15 protein-coding genes are annotated in these 15798 nt (G+C 42.1%); 8 read left to right on the top strand and 7 right to left on the bottom strand.

The genetic code is table 11. The annotated features are described in order from the left end of the window. The first annotated feature begins 26 nt into the window (after nt 1-26). The 3 genes from FKX85_RS15120 to FKX85_RS15110 are packed head-to-tail and all read left to right on the top strand — an operon-like array spanning nt 27 to nt 1968. Entirely contained in the window at nt 27-431 is a 405-nt protein-coding gene (locus FKX85_RS15120) for a TOBE domain-containing protein (RefSeq protein ID WP_141615529.1), read from the top strand. After that, entirely contained in the window at nt 428-1099 is a 672-nt protein-coding gene (gene modB, locus FKX85_RS15115) for a molybdate ABC transporter permease subunit (protein WP_141615528.1), read from the top strand. Before FKX85_RS15120 ends, modB begins: the two co-directional genes overlap by 4 nt. After that, complete coding sequence (locus FKX85_RS15110; RefSeq protein WP_141615527.1) at nt 1096-1968, top strand: ABC transporter ATP-binding protein; 873 nt, start codon at nt 1096-1098, stop codon at nt 1966-1968. Before modB ends, FKX85_RS15110 begins: the two co-directional genes overlap by 4 nt. A 25-nt stretch (nt 1969-1993) precedes the next feature. Here the strand turns inward: FKX85_RS15110 and FKX85_RS15105 are convergent, their stop codons facing one another. Beyond that, nucleotides 1994-2323 (bottom strand): hypothetical protein, encoded by a 330-nt coding sequence (locus FKX85_RS15105; protein WP_141615526.1) that lies wholly within the window; start codon nt 2321-2323, stop codon nt 1994-1996. Between the two features lie 159 nt (nt 2324-2482). Between FKX85_RS15105 and FKX85_RS15100 the strand changes: the two genes are divergently transcribed. The 5 genes from FKX85_RS15100 to FKX85_RS15080 all read left to right on the top strand — a co-directional run bounded on the left by FKX85_RS15100 (nt 2483) and on the right by FKX85_RS15080 (nt 8962). Continuing rightward, nucleotides 2483-3532: an MBL fold metallo-hydrolase gene (locus FKX85_RS15100; RefSeq protein ID WP_141615525.1), complete on the top strand. Its 1050-nt coding sequence runs from the start codon at nt 2483-2485 to the stop codon at nt 3530-3532. 442 nt (nt 3533-3974) lie between these two features. Next, nucleotides 3975-4538: an RNA polymerase sigma-70 factor gene (locus FKX85_RS15095; protein WP_141615524.1), complete on the top strand. Its 564-nt coding sequence runs from the start codon at nt 3975-3977 to the stop codon at nt 4536-4538. Between the two features lie 4 nt (nt 4539-4542). After that, nucleotides 4543-5493: a FecR family protein gene (locus FKX85_RS15090; protein ID WP_141615523.1), complete on the top strand. Its 951-nt coding sequence runs from the start codon at nt 4543-4545 to the stop codon at nt 5491-5493. Nucleotides 5494-5574: 81 nt separating this feature from the next. Next, entirely contained in the window at nt 5575-7194 is a 1620-nt protein-coding gene (locus FKX85_RS15085; protein WP_229239641.1) for a carboxypeptidase-like regulatory domain-containing protein, read from the top strand. 727 nt (nt 7195-7921) lie between these two features. Then, a complete protein-coding gene (locus FKX85_RS15080; protein ID WP_141615521.1) occupies nt 7922-8962 on the top strand; it encodes an LA_2272 family surface repeat-containing protein in 1041 nt (346 codons plus the stop codon). Between the two features lie 148 nt (nt 8963-9110). On the opposite strand, the gene FKX85_RS21475 is transcribed toward FKX85_RS15080, so the two are convergent. The 6 genes from FKX85_RS21475 to FKX85_RS15055 form a co-directional block, all read right to left on the bottom strand. Further along, nucleotides 9111-9224, bottom strand: coding sequence for an NUDIX domain-containing protein (locus FKX85_RS21475; protein ID WP_168196273.1), 114 nt, complete (start codon nt 9222-9224; stop codon nt 9111-9113). A gap of 40 nt (nt 9225-9264) precedes the next feature. Next, complete coding sequence (locus tag FKX85_RS15075) at nt 9265-11421, bottom strand: DUF4230 domain-containing protein (RefSeq protein ID WP_141615520.1); 2157 nt, start codon at nt 11419-11421, stop codon at nt 9265-9267. Beyond that, nucleotides 11418-12047, bottom strand: a complete 630-nt coding sequence (locus tag FKX85_RS15070) for a DUF4230 domain-containing protein (protein ID WP_141615519.1) — start codon at nt 12045-12047, stop codon at nt 11418-11420. The genes FKX85_RS15075 and FKX85_RS15070 overlap by 4 nt, the downstream gene beginning before the upstream one ends. Next, nucleotides 12044-13747 (bottom strand): N-acetylmuramidase family protein, encoded by a 1704-nt coding sequence (locus FKX85_RS15065; RefSeq protein ID WP_141615518.1) that lies wholly within the window; start codon nt 13745-13747, stop codon nt 12044-12046. Before FKX85_RS15065 ends, FKX85_RS15070 begins: the two co-directional genes overlap by 4 nt. Next, nucleotides 13744-14553 (bottom strand): DUF5675 family protein, encoded by an 810-nt coding sequence (locus FKX85_RS15060; RefSeq protein ID WP_141615517.1) that lies wholly within the window; start codon nt 14551-14553, stop codon nt 13744-13746. Before FKX85_RS15060 ends, FKX85_RS15065 begins: the two co-directional genes overlap by 4 nt. Nucleotides 14554-14826: 273 nt before the next feature. Further along, the gene (locus FKX85_RS15055; RefSeq protein ID WP_141615516.1) at nt 14827-15795 is read right to left on the bottom strand and encodes a PorP/SprF family type IX secretion system membrane protein; all 969 of its coding nucleotides are present in this window, start codon (nt 15793-15795) and stop codon (nt 14827-14829) included. Between the last annotated feature and the right edge of the window lie 3 nt (nt 15796-15798).

Here is a 15798-nt window from a genome sequence, read left to right as displayed (position 1 = left end):
TTCTTCGTAAATTGGCATAAACATCCATGAATAGACTCACAGGACATATCAAGGACATCACCAGTAGTGAGCAAATGTCTATCGTCACGATACTGTTAAAGGGACAGATTGAAATGCAATCATTGATCATCGACACTTCTTCTTCAGCACCTTATCTCAAAGAAGGCACACAGATTCAAGTACTTTTTAAAGAAACGGAAGTCATTATAGGGACTTCAGGGCATGCAGGTATGAGCATCGAAAATAATATTCCTGGAGAAATCCTGGAAATCAAAAGGGGGAAATTGCTGAGCAGGCTATCTATTAGTACATCATGTGGCAATCTTGTGGCCCTCATCAGCACCCAATCCGCAACATCACTTGAATTGACACTTAACATGCCTATCCAAGCCATGGTAAAATCCAATGAAGTTATCCTATCGCCAACATGAATTGGTTTCCCATCATACTGACCTTAAAATTAGCCTTGATCACCACTTTGGTGCTTTTCGTAGTGGCATTGCCCTTGGCGTACTGGCTATCGGAAACACGCATAAAGATTAAGCCTGTAGTAGAAGCGTTGGTAAGTATGCCCTTGGTATTGCCGCCCACGGTCTTGGGGTTTTATTTGTTAGTGGCCTTTAGTCCACAAAATTCCTTTGGAAACTGGCTGGAAAGTGTTTTAGGGATAAAGCTTGTCTTTACCTTTTCAGGGCTAGTGGTGGCTTCTTGTATTTATAGTCTGCCATTTATGGTCCAGCCACTTCAATCCGGCCTGTCAAGCCTCTCTCCCAGTCTAAAAGAAGCGGCCATCCTACTAGGAAAAAGTAGATGGACCATCCTTAGAAAAGTACTGCTGCCCAATGTAAAACCCGCTGTTCTGTCAGCTTGTGTCCTCACTTTCGCCCATACCATGGGGGAATTTGGAGTAGTCTTAATGATTGGAGGAAATATTCCTGAAAAGACAAAAGTAGCCTCTATTGCCGTTTACGACGAGGTGGAAAGCCTGAACTATGCCGCTGCAAATCATTATTCCATCATTTTAGTATTGTTGTCTTTTGTCACACTCCTCTGTGTGTATCTGTACAATGGCAGCTATTTCAAACAATTCGCCCGATGATCGATCTAAAGCTACGAAAATCACTAACGTCTGATGGCACGGCAATGGTACTGGACATCCAGTTAAATATTGCTCAAGGGCAGTTTATCACACTATTTGGCTCTTCTGGATCAGGGAAAACGTCTACTTTAAGAATGATCAGCGGCCTCATGACGCCAGATGAAGGACATTTACTCGTAAAGGATAAGTCCTGGTTTGATGCTTCCAAGTCAATCCATGTCTCGCCGGGGAAGCGGAAATTAGGTTATTTGTTTCAGGATTATGCGCTTTTTCCAAATATGACCGTTAAGGAAAATATAGCCTTTGCCCTTGCTGATTCCAAAGACACGGTCTTTTTGACGGAACTACTGGAGAGCATGGACCTTGTGCAGCTACAGGATTTTAGTCCAGCACAATTATCTGGAGGACAACAGCAGCGCGTGGCATTGGCCAGGGCACTGGCAGTAAAGCCTGAAATCCTATTACTGGATGAGCCCTTATCTGCCCTGGATCATTCCATGAGGGAAAAGCTCCAAGAGTATATCCTATCCATTCACCGAAAATATTCCCTTACGACTATTTTGGTGAGTCATGATGTCAGCGAGATCATTAAATTATCAGATCTCCTCATCGAACTGGACAATGGTAAAATACGCCGTAAATGTACGCCCAGAGAATTTTTTGGTGCGGGACTTACCAGTGCCAAATTCCAGTTTCAGGGAGAAATCATTGCCATTCACGATGAGGACGTCGTCCACATCATCCACGTTAAAATTGGAAGCGAACTGGTAAAGGTCGTATGCGATATAGATGAGACCAAAAACTTAACTATAGGTGATAAAGTAATGGTTGGCTCCAAGGCATTCAATCCCCTGATAAAAAAAATATAGCCAGTTTCCCCTCCCCTTAGATAATCTACTCTTCTTTCTTTACTTTAGGCATAGCAGCCTTTTTAAGTTTTTCGTATGTGAAAGGCCGCGATAAAATGGAAACATCGCTTCCATCCGGCAAGTTATTGACAATGTTGCTATTGAACTCTGTATCCGTAATCAGAATGGTAGGAATTCCAGTTGAATTATAACCACCATAAATTTCCATAAACTCTTCATAGGGGATTTCTTCGTCCACCATATCCACTACCAAATCCAATTCCTCCTGCACACCAGTTTCCTGATTCTTATCTGAACTGGAAGATACTACATCAAATCCCATCATAGACAATAATTCTCTTATATTGTCAGTCAAAGGACGGTATCCTTTCTTTATTAAAGCTTTATACAACATATTAAAAATTGTTGGCGTATAAGATAACTATAATTGGTAAAAAAACTAAAATTTGTGGTTCTAGTTTATGTGATGTGAACATAGACCAATTTCATTACTTTTCCTAAAAGAAGCAAAAATATGTCATTAAAAGCACAATTCGGGGCATCATTACGCAAACAAGACTTGGAAAAATTCAAAAAATCCCCTGCTTGGAAAGATAAAAAATTCCATAACCTCTCTCCCACCTTTATGGGATTCAGTCTAGGAAATCTTCCTGAAGTACTAAAGGACAACTTCTCAAAAAGAAAAGCCAAGATGCCCGAGAAGCTTTTACCCATAAAGAAATTTGATGAAGCGAAGTTCGGAAAGGAAGACTTGAAACCAAAATTCATTTGGTATGGTCATTCCGTTCTGTTACTCCAACTGGCAGGAAAGAATATATTAATAGATCCCATGTTTGGTGATGATGCTTCACCCATTGCCCCGATAAAGACGAAGCGTTTCAGTAGCGGCGCCCTTGATATTATCGATACATTACCACCAATCGATGCTATAATAATCACCCATGACCACTACGACCACTTAGATCTTATAAGTATCAAAAAGCTCATTCCACGAGTAAAAAACTGGTTTGTGGCCTTGGGTATTTCCAGACACTTAGTAAAGTGGGGATTAGATGAAAACCTGATTACAGAGCTGGACTGGTGGGATCAAGTTCAGCTAGAGGGCGTGGACATAACCTACACACCAAGTAGACACTTTTCTGGCAGAGGGGCATTTGACCGTGCCCAATCGCTTTGGGGAGGATTTATTTTCAAAACGGCCAATCATACCATTTTTCACAGTGGTGATGGTGGCTACGATACCCACTTTAAATCCATTGGAGAGCAATTTGGGCCTTTTGACCTGATGTTTGTGGAGTGTGGTCAATATTACAAACATTGGGCGCAGATCCACATGTTTCCAGAACAAAGTGTGCAGGCAGGAATAGATGCCAAAGCCAGTATCCTCGTACCTATACATTGGGGTGGATTTGGGCTTGCCCCACATGATTGGAAGGAGCCTATTGAACGCTTTACAAAAGCTGCCAAAGAAAAGGATCAGCCAATCTTTACCCCGGAATTAGGAGAAATTTGGACATTAGAGGATGAGCTGAAAGTCAATCCGTGGTGGGAAAAGTATGGTTAACAACTACTGTAGTCCGGGAAAACAATCGTCAAATTGAAAAAAATCAACTGTTTTCACTCCTAAATCCCCTAAAGGGGACTTTCTAAAGCTCCCCTTTAGGGGATGGCAGTTATTTCAGGGATTGGAATAAAAACCCTCAAATTTCTATTTAAAGACAGTTTTTGATCATATTTGAAATTTGGTCAGACGCCAGTAATTAACAGCTCTATTTATCAATTACCGGGTATACAACACTCCTACCGAATATCACATCTACTAAAGAGCGGCCATTGTGATACCTCTAGCGCATGAATGTTTTTTCATCACGCTGAATTTAATGGTAGCATCTCACCAATACGACAAACTTTTTCAGTCCCAGTAAGGGTAATTTCTTTTTCAAGTGTCATACTTATATAAAAGGAATAAAACGATTAAATTTAGCTAAACTTTTAATCTTTACCAGGTGGAAGATTCTTCGGAAAATACCCTATGTGCACCGATAGACGAGGAACTGTTTGAAACGACCTTTAAAAGTCATTTTCAGGCATTATATGCCTATGCATGCATGCTCGTGAAAGATGAAGATGAAGCAGCAGAAATCGTACAGACGGTGTTTCTGAAAGTATGGGAAAAAAGGGAAACTATCTCAATAACATCTTCTCTTAAAGCCTATCTGTACCAAATGGTTTATAGGGATAGCATGAATCATCTCAGGCATCAAAAAGTGAAACAAAAACACCATGATATCACCCTGCGCCAATCCAGTGATGGTGGACTCCAAATGGATGAAGGCCATGACCACGAGCTTATGGATGCACTCAGAAAAGCACTTCACGTCTTGCCCGAAAAATGTAGAAAAGTGTTTTTATTGAGCAGGTATGAATCCCTAAAATATCATGAAATCGCTGATCGCTTGGGCATATCCGTAAAAACCGTGGAAACACACATGGGCAAAGCATTAAAGCACCTCAGGATAGAACTGGCGGACTTTCTCCCTATCCTGTTTATCCTGTTTACCAATAGTTGATCTTATGGACGAAAGTAAGTTGATAAAATATATCATTGAGGAAACTGATCACGTTGAGAATCAGGAGATCCAAAAATGGATCCAGGCACATCCTGATCATCGGAAGCGGTATGAACAGATCCAGTTTATTTGGGAAAAGAGCCTTAGCATAAAACCAAGTACACATGTGAGTACAGCAGAAGCTTGGCAAGCCTTTCAGAGACGGAAATCCCACAAGTCAAAAGAGGTCAGATTCTCTCCGTGGTATCAAATAGCAGCTGCCATAAGTGTTTTTTTGGTAGCCGCTTTTGCTTACGTCCGATTTATAGAACCTGACAATGCCCTATTATCCAATCTACACTTAGCAACTAACCAAAAACCAGTTACAGATACGCTCTTTGACGGAAGCATTATCACGTTAAACAAATCAAGCCAATTATCTTTTAACCAGTCCATTATAAAAAAATCAAGGAATGCAGAGCTGATTGAGGGAGAGGCTTTTTTCCAAGTCGCGAGAAACGAAAACAGGCCCTTCCGTGTGCTGGTAGGGCAAGCTACCGTTACTGTTCTTGGCACCAAGTTTAATATCAAAAAACTGGATGGGCTGATTGAAATTATCCTCCAGTCTGGATCCGTCCAAGTCAATTATGAAGGTGAGGTTCGCATCCTAACGCCTGGCGACCGTCTCCTGATCAATCAGGTAAAAGGTCTCCTGACCAGCACTACTGTTGAAGACAAACTTTATAGCTATTATGTTGGGGACTACTTTGAAGCGCACGAGACCCCACTTTGGCGTGTGATCGAGGTATTGAATGAAGCTTATGGAGCCAATATTATCCTTTTAAATGAACGCTTGCGTAATTTACCATTAACCACTACCTTCAAAAACGATTCGTTGGAAAATAACCTCGAAGTACTAAAAGCTACTTTTGGTCTTACCGTGATCAGGGAACCTGACCGAATCATTATTAAATAACCTACTTTCACAAATATGGCTGTAACAAAGCTGTCAAAATGTAGCTTAGGACTTTTTTTGGTGCTTTTTGGCTGCACTCATATGCTTTTAGCACAAAGTAACCTTGAAAAGGAAATCTCTCTAAAAGGCCAAGAAGAAATCACCATTGGCCAAGCGCTTAAGGAAGTTTCTGAAAACCAAGATTTCTTTTTTTCCTATAACAGCAATATCCTTCCCCAGGATAGTCTGGTACAGGTAGAAAGCTATGCAGGAAGTGTCCGGAATTTTTTGTACCAAATGCTGGGGGAACGCTATGAGTTTATCGAGACACCGGGATATATCGTCATACGTTATGCACCAAACAGGTTGTATCTCGAAGAAGGAGATGATGAGCAAGTCGGTAAAAGTTGGATTGTAAAGGGACGCATTAAAGACTTGGAGAGCGATGAACTGATCGCCTATGCCAGTGTCTATGAGCAAACTATGCTTACTTCCTCCATAACCGATAAAAACGGCTATTTTGAGCTTAAGCTTAAGGACCCTAATACCTCGGTGATGGTCACGGTGAGCAAGGAGGACTATCGAGACACCACTTTTATGCTGCTACCGCCATTTGACATTGAGGCCACTCAGAAGAAAGGTAAGTTTCGCTACTACCCCAATGGTGCTGGAGACGAAAACCTTCAGGATACGTTTTTTGGGAGAATGATGATTGGTGTTAGGCAGCGCATGCAGGGCTTGAATATCGGGAATTTCTTTGCAGAGATGCCTGCTCAGGTGTCATTGGTTCCGCGGCTGAGCACCCACGGTATGATGAACAGCCAGATCATTAACCATGCCTCTTTCAATATCATCGGCGGATATACGGCTGGCACCAATGGTGTGGAGTTAGGCGGAATATTTAACATTAACCGTAAGGATGCCAACTACCTACAGGCCGCCGGTATTTTTAACCTGGTTGGGGGTGATGTTTCCGGGGTGCAGTTGGCTGGGATTTCCAATCGGGTATTGGGAAAGGCCTCGGGTTTTCAGGCAGCAGGGCTTTATAACCATACAGGGCCTTTTACCGGCTTTCAATTGGCCGGACTCCACAATGAAGCGACCTCCTCAAAAGGACTTCAAATAGCCGGCTTGATGAACATCAGTGAAGGAAACACCGAAAACCAGATTTCGGGATTGATCAATATTGGAAAAAAAGTCACAGGTTTCCAGCTTACCACGCTGCTGAACGAAGCGGACTCTAGTGCATACCCCATTGGCCTTATCAACATTATCAAAACGGGTGAAAAGAGCTTTACGCTTGGCTATGATGAATTGAAATATTCCATGTTTACCGTTCGGACGGGTGGTACTTACAGTTATGGAATCGTGGGCCTAGCTCATGCTACAGAAGATCGCACCTATAATTGGGCAATTGATGCCGGTCTAGGCCTCCATTTTGTAAATACCAAGTGGTTTGATCTGGATGGTGAGTTGGTCTCGAGAACTTCCTTTGGTCCCCCAGAAACCACCCTTAGTTTGGCATCCATGAAATTGCTCCCTGCTTTTTCACCACATAAGAACATCAAGCTATTTTGTGGCCCATCCCTAAATTTCCTGATGCGGCAAAACGCCGAAGAAAACCACATCCCCGGCTGGGTAATCGAAGATAATTCCAATGCCACTCGGGTCCAGGCTTGGTACATGGGCTTGAGTGTCGGACTACAATTTGTCATTATTTAGCTTATTGCCACCAAGTCACCAAGCCTTTGGGAAAATAAAGGCTGATTGCACGGCAAACCCCTATCAATCCGCTTTGTGCCTTCGGGTCTTTGTGGTAGAATAAAGCAAGCCATCAAGTCTCCAAGCCATTAAGTTATTTGTAAATACAAGGTGCCCATTGCACGGCTAATCCCTATCAATCCGTTTTGTGCCTTCGAGTCTTTGTGGCAATAAAAATCAAGTCACCAAGACACGAAATTTTTGATTTGTATAAATCCAACCCCTGTTGTTCCGGCAGCTGTGCTGTGGAACCACGAACATTGAGTTTTTAACCCAATACCACGTACTACATTATTCCTAGGGGTTATGATTGATATTAATCACATGGAACAAAGGACTTAATAAACGTGAATTTGTCCTCCATGTTCCTGAAAGAGTTGATAACCATATATGCTTTCCTTCCCCGTGGCCAATACCACTAGCCATTAAAGCTTGCTAGAATCAAATTTTGCCTCTACAGGCCCCTTTATGCCTTCGAGGCTTTGTGGCAGAAAAAAGCAAGCCATCAAGTCCCCAAGCCATTAAGTTATTTGTAAATATAAGGTGCCCATTGCACGGCTAATCCCTATCAATCCGCTTTGTGCCTTCGGGCTTTTGTGGCTATACTTTTTCTTAAAAATAATCCTTTTCTATCAGGGTAATGTCGCCTTAGCGTGTCCTAGATACAAAGCAATAATAATCAATACTCATGAAAACTATTCGAATTTTATTAGCAGCGGTATCGGTACTGGTTAGCCAGTGGACATTTGGACAAAATGACTCCATCCCCATTTATACCATTATGTACAACCAGGCTCCAGAAGGCTTTGATTACCCGTTGATCGGTTTTGTCAATAATGCGCACGGTAATCATAAAGGTGCCCAAATTGGTTTTATCAACACCAACACCAAGGCTTTTACAGGTGCTCAGGTTGGGTTTGTCAATTCCATTGGAGATTACCAAAATGGCCTGCAAGTAGGATTTGTCAACTCGACAAATGGCCCCGTAAAGGGTATGCAAGTCGGTTTTGTCAACTCCAGTGCTGATTCGGTCAATGGCACCCAACTAGGTTTTGTTAACACTCAAGAGCATGAATCAACCGGCCTCCAGACTGGTTTTATCAATACTTCTACGAAAAAGCTAAATGGTGCCCAAGTGGGTTTTGTCAACTCCAATCCAATTGAGGTAACAGGAGCGCAGATCGGCTTTGTAAATACCACCGGTAAACTCAGCACCTTGCAGTTGGGATTTGTAAACTTTGCTGATTCAATCAAAAAAGGCGGGATACCTATCGGTTTTCTATCCATCGTTAAACAGGGAGGCTATCAGGCAATTGAGGTAGGTTATAATGAACTATTCCCCTATAACCTGTCCGTAAAAATAGGAATACCAGCCCTCTATACAACTATCAATGGAGCCTTTAATCCTGATTTTGATGATGAATTTGCCGTGGGGGCTGGTCTGGGAAGCAATATCGCAGTAGGTCCGGTTTTTTTCATAAACCCAGAGGCTTATTACCTGTATCATGTCCACGCTGAAAACAGCATTACCAGGGCAAGTTTTAACTTTGGGGCCAACCTCAGCCCGCGTGTACAGTTTGTGGCAGGGCCAAGTGTCTCTTGGATTCGGTATGCGGATGATTATGATGTCATTGATCCGGCCTTCTCTTTTTACAGAGAACGGTTTGATGAAAATGATGAACTGATCGTAGGCATAAATGCTGCATTGAGGATCCAATTGTCAAAATAGAAGAAACTGGATCGAATCATTTAAGCGTATAGATTAACATGGATATTTTAATCCCCATATTATTTATCTGTGTTCATCCTTTCTTTTAAAAGCTTGGTTAGAAATGCGAATATTAAGATCGCTCCTCACACCTTCCAAGTCCACTGGATCAAAATATTGCAAGGCTTAACAACCTGCTGATGCTTTCTTCAATCATTTCCCGCTGGATTCCCTGATCAGCTGTTTGCCCATGATCAAGTCCACCTCCAGGCAAATCCCACATTACATTGTCCTCTTTTATGAATAATTACCCGGGACATTTACTACTGAAACTGAATACCCTTTTTGCCCACATACAAGGTCTTTTGGTCTTTAGAAGATGACCTTGATTTGAGCCAATCGGTGGTCTTTTGCACAAAACCTTTATTTCGCTCTTGCTTCCTTGCTTTAAGGAGGGCTGTTATAATGTTATTTAGCATGGTTACGTTTTCTAAAGAAAGGGGATGGAGCAGCACAGCAGCACTATCCATTTCTGACGGCATTGCGCCACCAAATCCCAAATACGCCGTATCAGATCTATAAAGAAATTGCTGCTTTAATAGTCGGTCCGCAAGGTGCGTTGGAAAAAGTTGATCAGGTGCCATGTTAATATGATAGGCATATTGACCATTTAACCGCTGGTCATAAAACCAAAATCCCTTCTGGATAGGTGGTAAACGTTTGTAATCTGAATAAGCCACTGAATCTTGAGGTTTTTGCTTGGATGCGATAAACTCTCCCAAATCCATTAAATCTACTTCAAAAGGATAATAGAGCGAGTGATAAAATGCCGCTGTATGTTCCTTATAACTATAAACAAGCCGTATTGACTCCTGGTCAATACTGACGTAATCCACGATCTTAACCGTATCCAAGTACTTTTCGGGGTCAAAGCTATCACTACTTATCACTGTGGTATCAAACTCCGCTGGGATGACCCCGTGATCCATAAAATCCGTGATCATGGCGTTATATGCTCTACAATAGTCCAGTGGATTCTCTACCCAATAGCTCAATCTATCCGTAGAATCCTCTCCAATGAAGGCCCATTCCACTTTGTTAAAGGATACGGGATACCTTAAATTTTGGAGCAACTGTTCTTCCTGTTTATCAATTATACTATCCTCAGCAATATCAGTTGCGAGTTTGGATAAAACCCCATAATTACGTTTTCCATTCTGATAGGGATATTGCCCAAGGTTATAAAGCGTTTGCTCTACCACCCTGCGGCTATCCTTTGCAAACCCTTTATTTACAGACTGGTTCTGGACTGTACGGTTCAGAGAGTCGATATGATGAATTTCTATTCCCAACAGGGAATCAAGCATATAGGCTTCAGCATAAGTGATCAATTCATCCTTCTCCGCTTCCCTAGCGAAAGTCGTAAAGGGATTACTATGAAAGATCACCTGAGAAATCTCTCTATCGGTCAAAAGACTAAAAAAATTCTTCAGTGTTTCTTGGCCTTGGTCTTGGGCACTTTGAAGAATCTTGGCCTGGTACGCCTGTACTGTTAATTTTTCTATACAATATTGCTTTACCCTCTTGGCATCATGAAAGTTTACAGGGCCTCGTTCATCCAAAATCTGAAAGCCCGGAATGCCCTTTTCAGGAATAAACCATGGATTAATATCGGCATTCAGTATTTTTGGCGTTATCCCAATCAAATGAACAATGCCGCTTTCCTCATAATAGACGATCGATTCTGGTCCCAACTCATTGAAATCAAAACCGGCCTTTACCCATCCCCTACCGATCATGGTCAGTTTTTTTCTTGACTCACGCCTGCTTATTGTTTCCTGCAGATGGAAATAATAATCCTCCATAAACTTGTCCATCTCAGGGGTGGACATGGTGCGGAAAGGGGGATTTCGATAAATAGAGAATAGCGTGGCTTCCTCATCGCGACCATTTGGTATCTCTCCTTTTTCTTGTTTATCGATGGTTCTCCACAGATACTCCAGCAGCGGCTGGTAATAGGGATCGGATTGAATCTCTACCATAACATCCAAATAATCCAATTTATCTTGAATATTACGGCTGTCCACTTCATGTTTCACTTTCCTTCTCCAATTGCTGGTCTTCTCCCCTTCCCTGTATTCGTCTACTCTTTGTTCCTTTGGAATATTTTGATAATCCCTTAAGTGTTGGAGGGAAGCCAATAAATCATCATAAAGTAAACTTACATCCTTTCTGATCTCATCCTCTTCCAGTGGATTAAGCCTTGCTTCTTCGATGGAAGTGATTACTTCACCGTAATATTCCGCAGTGACCAGTTCCCGGATTTGATTTACTTCTGTGACCAAGTTCGCAGTGTCTTCAAGTTTAAGCCCACCGCCAAAAATCTTCATTGGATTCCACCAAAAGAGCAAGATCACCAATCCGATGACCAATAGGACATCGATAATAGATCGCCAGTTTTTTAACAACAGCCCGATCATGGTGAAACGATTTGATCCTGTTCTACCAATAAATTTACTTGTGGAATGACCAATTCATCACTCTTAAAAGAGATGTAAATCTCTCGATAACCTAACGACTTTAGCAGGGTTTCAAACATTTTCCGTGTATGCTGCTGGGAGGTTTTCACGATCCCCATATACTGTAAGTTGGAGCGAATATCCAGCTCAGCAAGCCTGAAAAACTCCTCTTGATCCCTGACCTTGATGGTATTCAAAAATGCTTTGGTATCTGAAATGAGTGAATCTTCGCGAAAGGATGCAGGAGGATAGGAAAAATTCACCACTTCTATGGGCGGCAGCTTAAGGGAAATCATCTCGTCTTTGATAGTAATGTCTTCGGGAGTAAGGTTACTAAGGTCCACGCCGGTTTTTACACTGGCTTTGGAATAGGCCAAAAAGCGGGCTTCGCTGATATTGATAAAAAGCAGTTTTTTTGTTTTGGTGCCGAAGACCACCTTATCGATCAAAAACTCCGTGGTGGCCAAATCATTGGCCTGCTGTATTTTACCAACCACCATGGCACGATCATCTTCCTTACATCCGACCAATAGACATGCCATCATCAAAGGCCATCCTACCCACCAATATTTTTGAAGGGCTGTCATATCTCTTGCGACTTAAATTTATAATAGGCCGCTGCCAATTTCTCATCGTATTTGTTCAACTTATATCCACGGCCATTATAGCCATAGGCAAAGGAAGTCCAGTCGTAGTTTCCTTTATTTTCCTCCGAAATAAAACTGACCAAAGGCTTTCGGTCAAGTTTCTTGGTTTGGATAAACGTCAGAAAATCCAGGAAGTGATACAGTTCTGCTTCATGTTGTTTTTGCTCAAAATCTTTCCAATCCTTATAATTCCTTCCTTTGATAAAATGATCCAGGTTTTCTCCCAAAATCTGAAATAGGCCCCAAGAAGTAGCATACACTGCGGCCTTATCGTTAATGCCTTGGCAGATTTCTTTGGCTTTTTCCAATCGTTTATACTCATCAGCACCCAAGCGGTAATGTTCCCGAGTCCAAGAAGGATAGACAATATCAGGATATTGGCGCTGTAGCTCTTCCAATTCTTCTTGCGTTTTGCCTACTTTGGAGAGCCAGTACCAGAATTTATGGCCTTCAAAGAGGATCTTTGCCCTGCCGTCCTGCAGGTGGCCCCTTCCGGATGACTCCACCGAGATGACTGCTTTGACTACTGGAAATGCCAATTTTACCTGTTTTTCTAGCCATAATGTTTCCAGTGCGTCTTTTATTTCCTCATCAGCAAGGACCTTCTGAGTGGTATTGTCCCTGATCTGCACGTATGCCGACCCCATGGATTCCATCATTTCGGGCCCCTTGAGCAAGGCTTTCTTTAAGCCTGTCAATGGCTTGGAAGTACTTTCTGGCTGGTTGATTTCCTTAAACAACAAATCCTCCTCCTGAAAGGCCTGGTCATCGAGGCCCACTGGATCGGAAGTAGGAAAATCAAAGGTCTGTACGCGGGAAGAAGTGGTTGATGCATTTGGCTGCGCTGTGATGTTGGTACCGTCCTTCTCACTTGGGTTTGGTGAGGTATTCCAGCGATCACGCAAATATTTAAGTGAACGATCACCAAAATAAAAGGCGATCATCATCAAAAATGCCGTTTCAAAAAACTCGAACTGCTTTGCTCTTAGTGCCATCTCTGCATTGGAAATATAATCCATTCCATAACTGCTGATCAACAGGGACATTCCACCAATCAAGAGCGTAAAGGCAATCATCCCCCGCACTGTCCCGGGAGGAAGTCCAAAAGTCTGGCTTCGGTACGGATTATACAAGGGCTCAGGAATACCTGCATTTACTTCTTGAACACCATATGCACTCATTTCCTTTGCCTTTGCTATTTTTTCCCATTCTTCGTCTGTTAAGCCATAATTGATATTGTAAAAATAAACCGACCAAACAAAGTAAATCATGAATACCGCTATCCAAATTACAGTTATCAGCAATCCAACAATCCGATAAGGATTTCCACCCTCTACATATGAAATAAAGCCATAGACAATCCCCAATACCGCCATCAGAATGGCAAAAATAACTGTCCCTTTAAAAAAGACATCATGGTATTTATTCCGATAAATCTTTCGCTTTTCATCCGGGGTCCTAAAATACCGCACAATGACACCATAGATCATCCCCATCCCTATGACGATGATGATCCCTACCGCTAAAAACATGAAGCCCTTAAAAATAGGTGCAACAAATATACCCAAGAGCAAGATCATTACGATAATGGTAATGATCTGAATGATGGGAAGTCGATGTTTGGAGATAAACTGTATCATATGGTGGTAATTTTGCTTTTCTTGATCCAGTCTTCGTCGTGAACCTGGATGGTTACCTGCTCATTGGACTGCAACAATCCGTGAATTATCTTATAAAACTTTTCGTAGGCCAGGGTCGATTGGACTATCGATCTGGGTAAACCTGCACTGACCCCATCAGCAATCAACATACACCCGCTGGTATCCGAATGGGTATTGCCTATGTGTATATAAATCTGACTGAAATGAGGAACTTCCTTGATTTCCAAATGGAAATCAAACCATGGCATCCGGTTGCGATACCGCTCGGTCATAGGGGTAACCTGTCGGTTAAAATCCAACTGGTACTTTCCAGCTGGTATTCTTGTTTCGTGTTTTACTTTTTCCTCTCTGAAAGTATCTTCCAAGGTATAGGCAAAAAATTTGTTGCGAAGAAACAACAATCCTAATGTCGTCTCACCATCATCCATATATCGCAAAACCGTTACCGTACCAGCTGCCAAAGGTTGACCTTCAGCTTGCGATGAACCGATTTTCGCTTCTAGCTGCTGAATTTTTTGGTCTAAATGGGCCACTTCGGGTAAAGGACCTTTAGGAACAATTGGGGTTGAAGTGGCGGCTTCCTGTTTGGACTCCTCCTTGTTCATTTCGTCCTTTTTGAATGCACCCTTTAGTGACCGGAAGCCTTTTTCCGCTAAGACCACAATGTACCCGATAAAACCTACCAAGTATAGCCAGATTTTGGAAATTAATTCAGGATTGGTAATAAAAACCAGAATCAACACCAATATCGTAGCAACGACCAAAAGTCCCACAAAACGTTTCATAGCATTAGGTCCTTGAAAGAAGTAAAAGAAAAATAGTTGGATATACTCCTTACTCGTGTTACGTAAAATTTAACTAATAAAAACCACAAGACAAACAAATTAATGTATTTGTTATCAATTGATTACAAATCCAGTGATTACTATTTGGAGAAAAATGCTCTTTGTGGATTCCCGCTTTAGTACCCGTAATCCGTTAAATAAGGATTACGTTGCTCGCATTACTCAGGTGTGCATTATATTTTCGGATTATACGGTTTTCTACCAGTATAAAATTTAGAACCAACGCTGGTTTCTCATTCGGATATTTTTGGGAGAAATATAATAACCTATGGAAATTTCATGTGAATTATTACGGTAACTGTCCAGTACATTTAGGTTATGGTCATAAGCATAGCCGATACGTAAATTATTGGTCGCAAAAAACTCGATGATCATGGCGATGGAATTCCGATTACTGAGATTTTCGGGTAAATTGTCTTTGCCCAGTTTCATATTGGATCGATAAGATCCACCTAGCCATACCCTTTCAAAAAACAGGAACATGGTATTCAGGTCATAACTTGTGGGAGCACCTTTGACTTCTTTGATCAAAAATGATGGTTTTATCTGGACTTTTTCCGAGAGCGGAAGTATCGCTCCAGCCGTCAGATAGTAGTGGAAGTCATGATAGGCCAAAGCAACGTCTTCCCTCTCGAGGGATTTTTTCCCCACCAAATTATACATGCTGAGCCCAGCATAAAACCGGGGTGTATTGAAGAAAATCCCTGCATTCATATTGGGTGTAAACAGATTGACCCTACCTTCCGGGAGCTCCACATCAGGATGGTCATTGGGATCCAGCATCGAGCCGTCAATGGCATACTCCGACACTCCTGCACTAACTCCAAGTCCTAGGAAAGACCGCATTCCAGTTTGAATGCGGTAAGCATAGGTCAATAACACCCCGTTAGTAGCGACGGGGCCCAGTCGATCGCTTAAGACCGAAAAGCCAAACCCCATCGTACCTTCATTGGCACTAAAGTCCCCTGTGACGGTAAAAGTCTCGGGTGCACCGGGGAAATTGACCCATTGGCTCCTGTAGGTGGATTGAATATAGGATTCACCCTTATAGCCTGCATATCCTGGATTGATATGCAGGCCATTGAACATGTATTGGCTGAACTGTGGCAACTGCTGGGAAAAAACAGTAGATGTCGCCATGAAGACCATATAAAACAAGGATATTTTTAGAATATTTTTCATCGC

The sequence above is a fragment of the Echinicola soli genome (assembly GCF_006575665.1).
Taxonomy (GTDB): domain Bacteria; phylum Bacteroidota; class Bacteroidia; order Cytophagales; family Cyclobacteriaceae; genus Echinicola; species Echinicola soli.
The sequence above is the reverse complement of the archived record's forward strand: the minus strand, read 5'-3'. Positions and strand labels throughout refer to the sequence as shown.

What these genes read in the sequence shown, in the direction of transcription:
- FKX85_RS15120 (WP_141615529.1), top strand. Translation starts at nt 27, where the DNA reads ATGAATAGACTCACAGGACATATCAAGGACATCACCAGTAGTGAGCAA.
- modB (WP_141615528.1), top strand. Translation starts at nt 428, where the DNA reads ATGAATTGGTTTCCCATCATACTGACCTTAAAATTAGCCTTGATCACC.
- FKX85_RS15110 (WP_141615527.1), top strand. Translation starts at nt 1,096, where the DNA reads ATGATCGATCTAAAGCTACGAAAATCACTAACGTCTGATGGCACGGCA.
- FKX85_RS15100 (WP_141615525.1), top strand. Translation starts at nt 2,483, where the DNA reads ATGTCATTAAAAGCACAATTCGGGGCATCATTACGCAAACAAGACTTG.
- FKX85_RS15090 (WP_141615523.1), top strand. Translation starts at nt 4,543, where the DNA reads ATGGACGAAAGTAAGTTGATAAAATATATCATTGAGGAAACTGATCAC.
- FKX85_RS15085 (WP_229239641.1), top strand. Translation starts at nt 5,575, where the DNA reads ATGCTTTTAGCACAAAGTAACCTTGAAAAGGAAATCTCTCTAAAAGGC.
- FKX85_RS15080 (WP_141615521.1), top strand. Translation starts at nt 7,922, where the DNA reads ATGAAAACTATTCGAATTTTATTAGCAGCGGTATCGGTACTGGTTAGC.
- FKX85_RS21475 (WP_168196273.1), bottom strand. Translation starts at nt 9,224, where the DNA reads ATGTGGGATTTGCCTGGAGGTGGACTTGATCATGGGCAAACAGCTGAT.
- FKX85_RS15075 (WP_141615520.1), bottom strand. Translation starts at nt 11,421, where the DNA reads ATGATCGGGCTGTTGTTAAAAAACTGGCGATCTATTATCGATGTCCTA.
- FKX85_RS15070 (WP_141615519.1), bottom strand. Translation starts at nt 12,047, where the DNA reads ATGACAGCCCTTCAAAAATATTGGTGGGTAGGATGGCCTTTGATGATG.
- FKX85_RS15065 (WP_141615518.1), bottom strand. Translation starts at nt 13,747, where the DNA reads ATGATACAGTTTATCTCCAAACATCGACTTCCCATCATTCAGATCATT.
- FKX85_RS15060 (WP_141615517.1), bottom strand. Translation starts at nt 14,553, where the DNA reads ATGAAACGTTTTGTGGGACTTTTGGTCGTTGCTACGATATTGGTGTTG.
- FKX85_RS15055 (WP_141615516.1), bottom strand. Translation starts at nt 15,795, where the DNA reads ATGAAAAATATTCTAAAAATATCCTTGTTTTATATGGTCTTCATGGCG.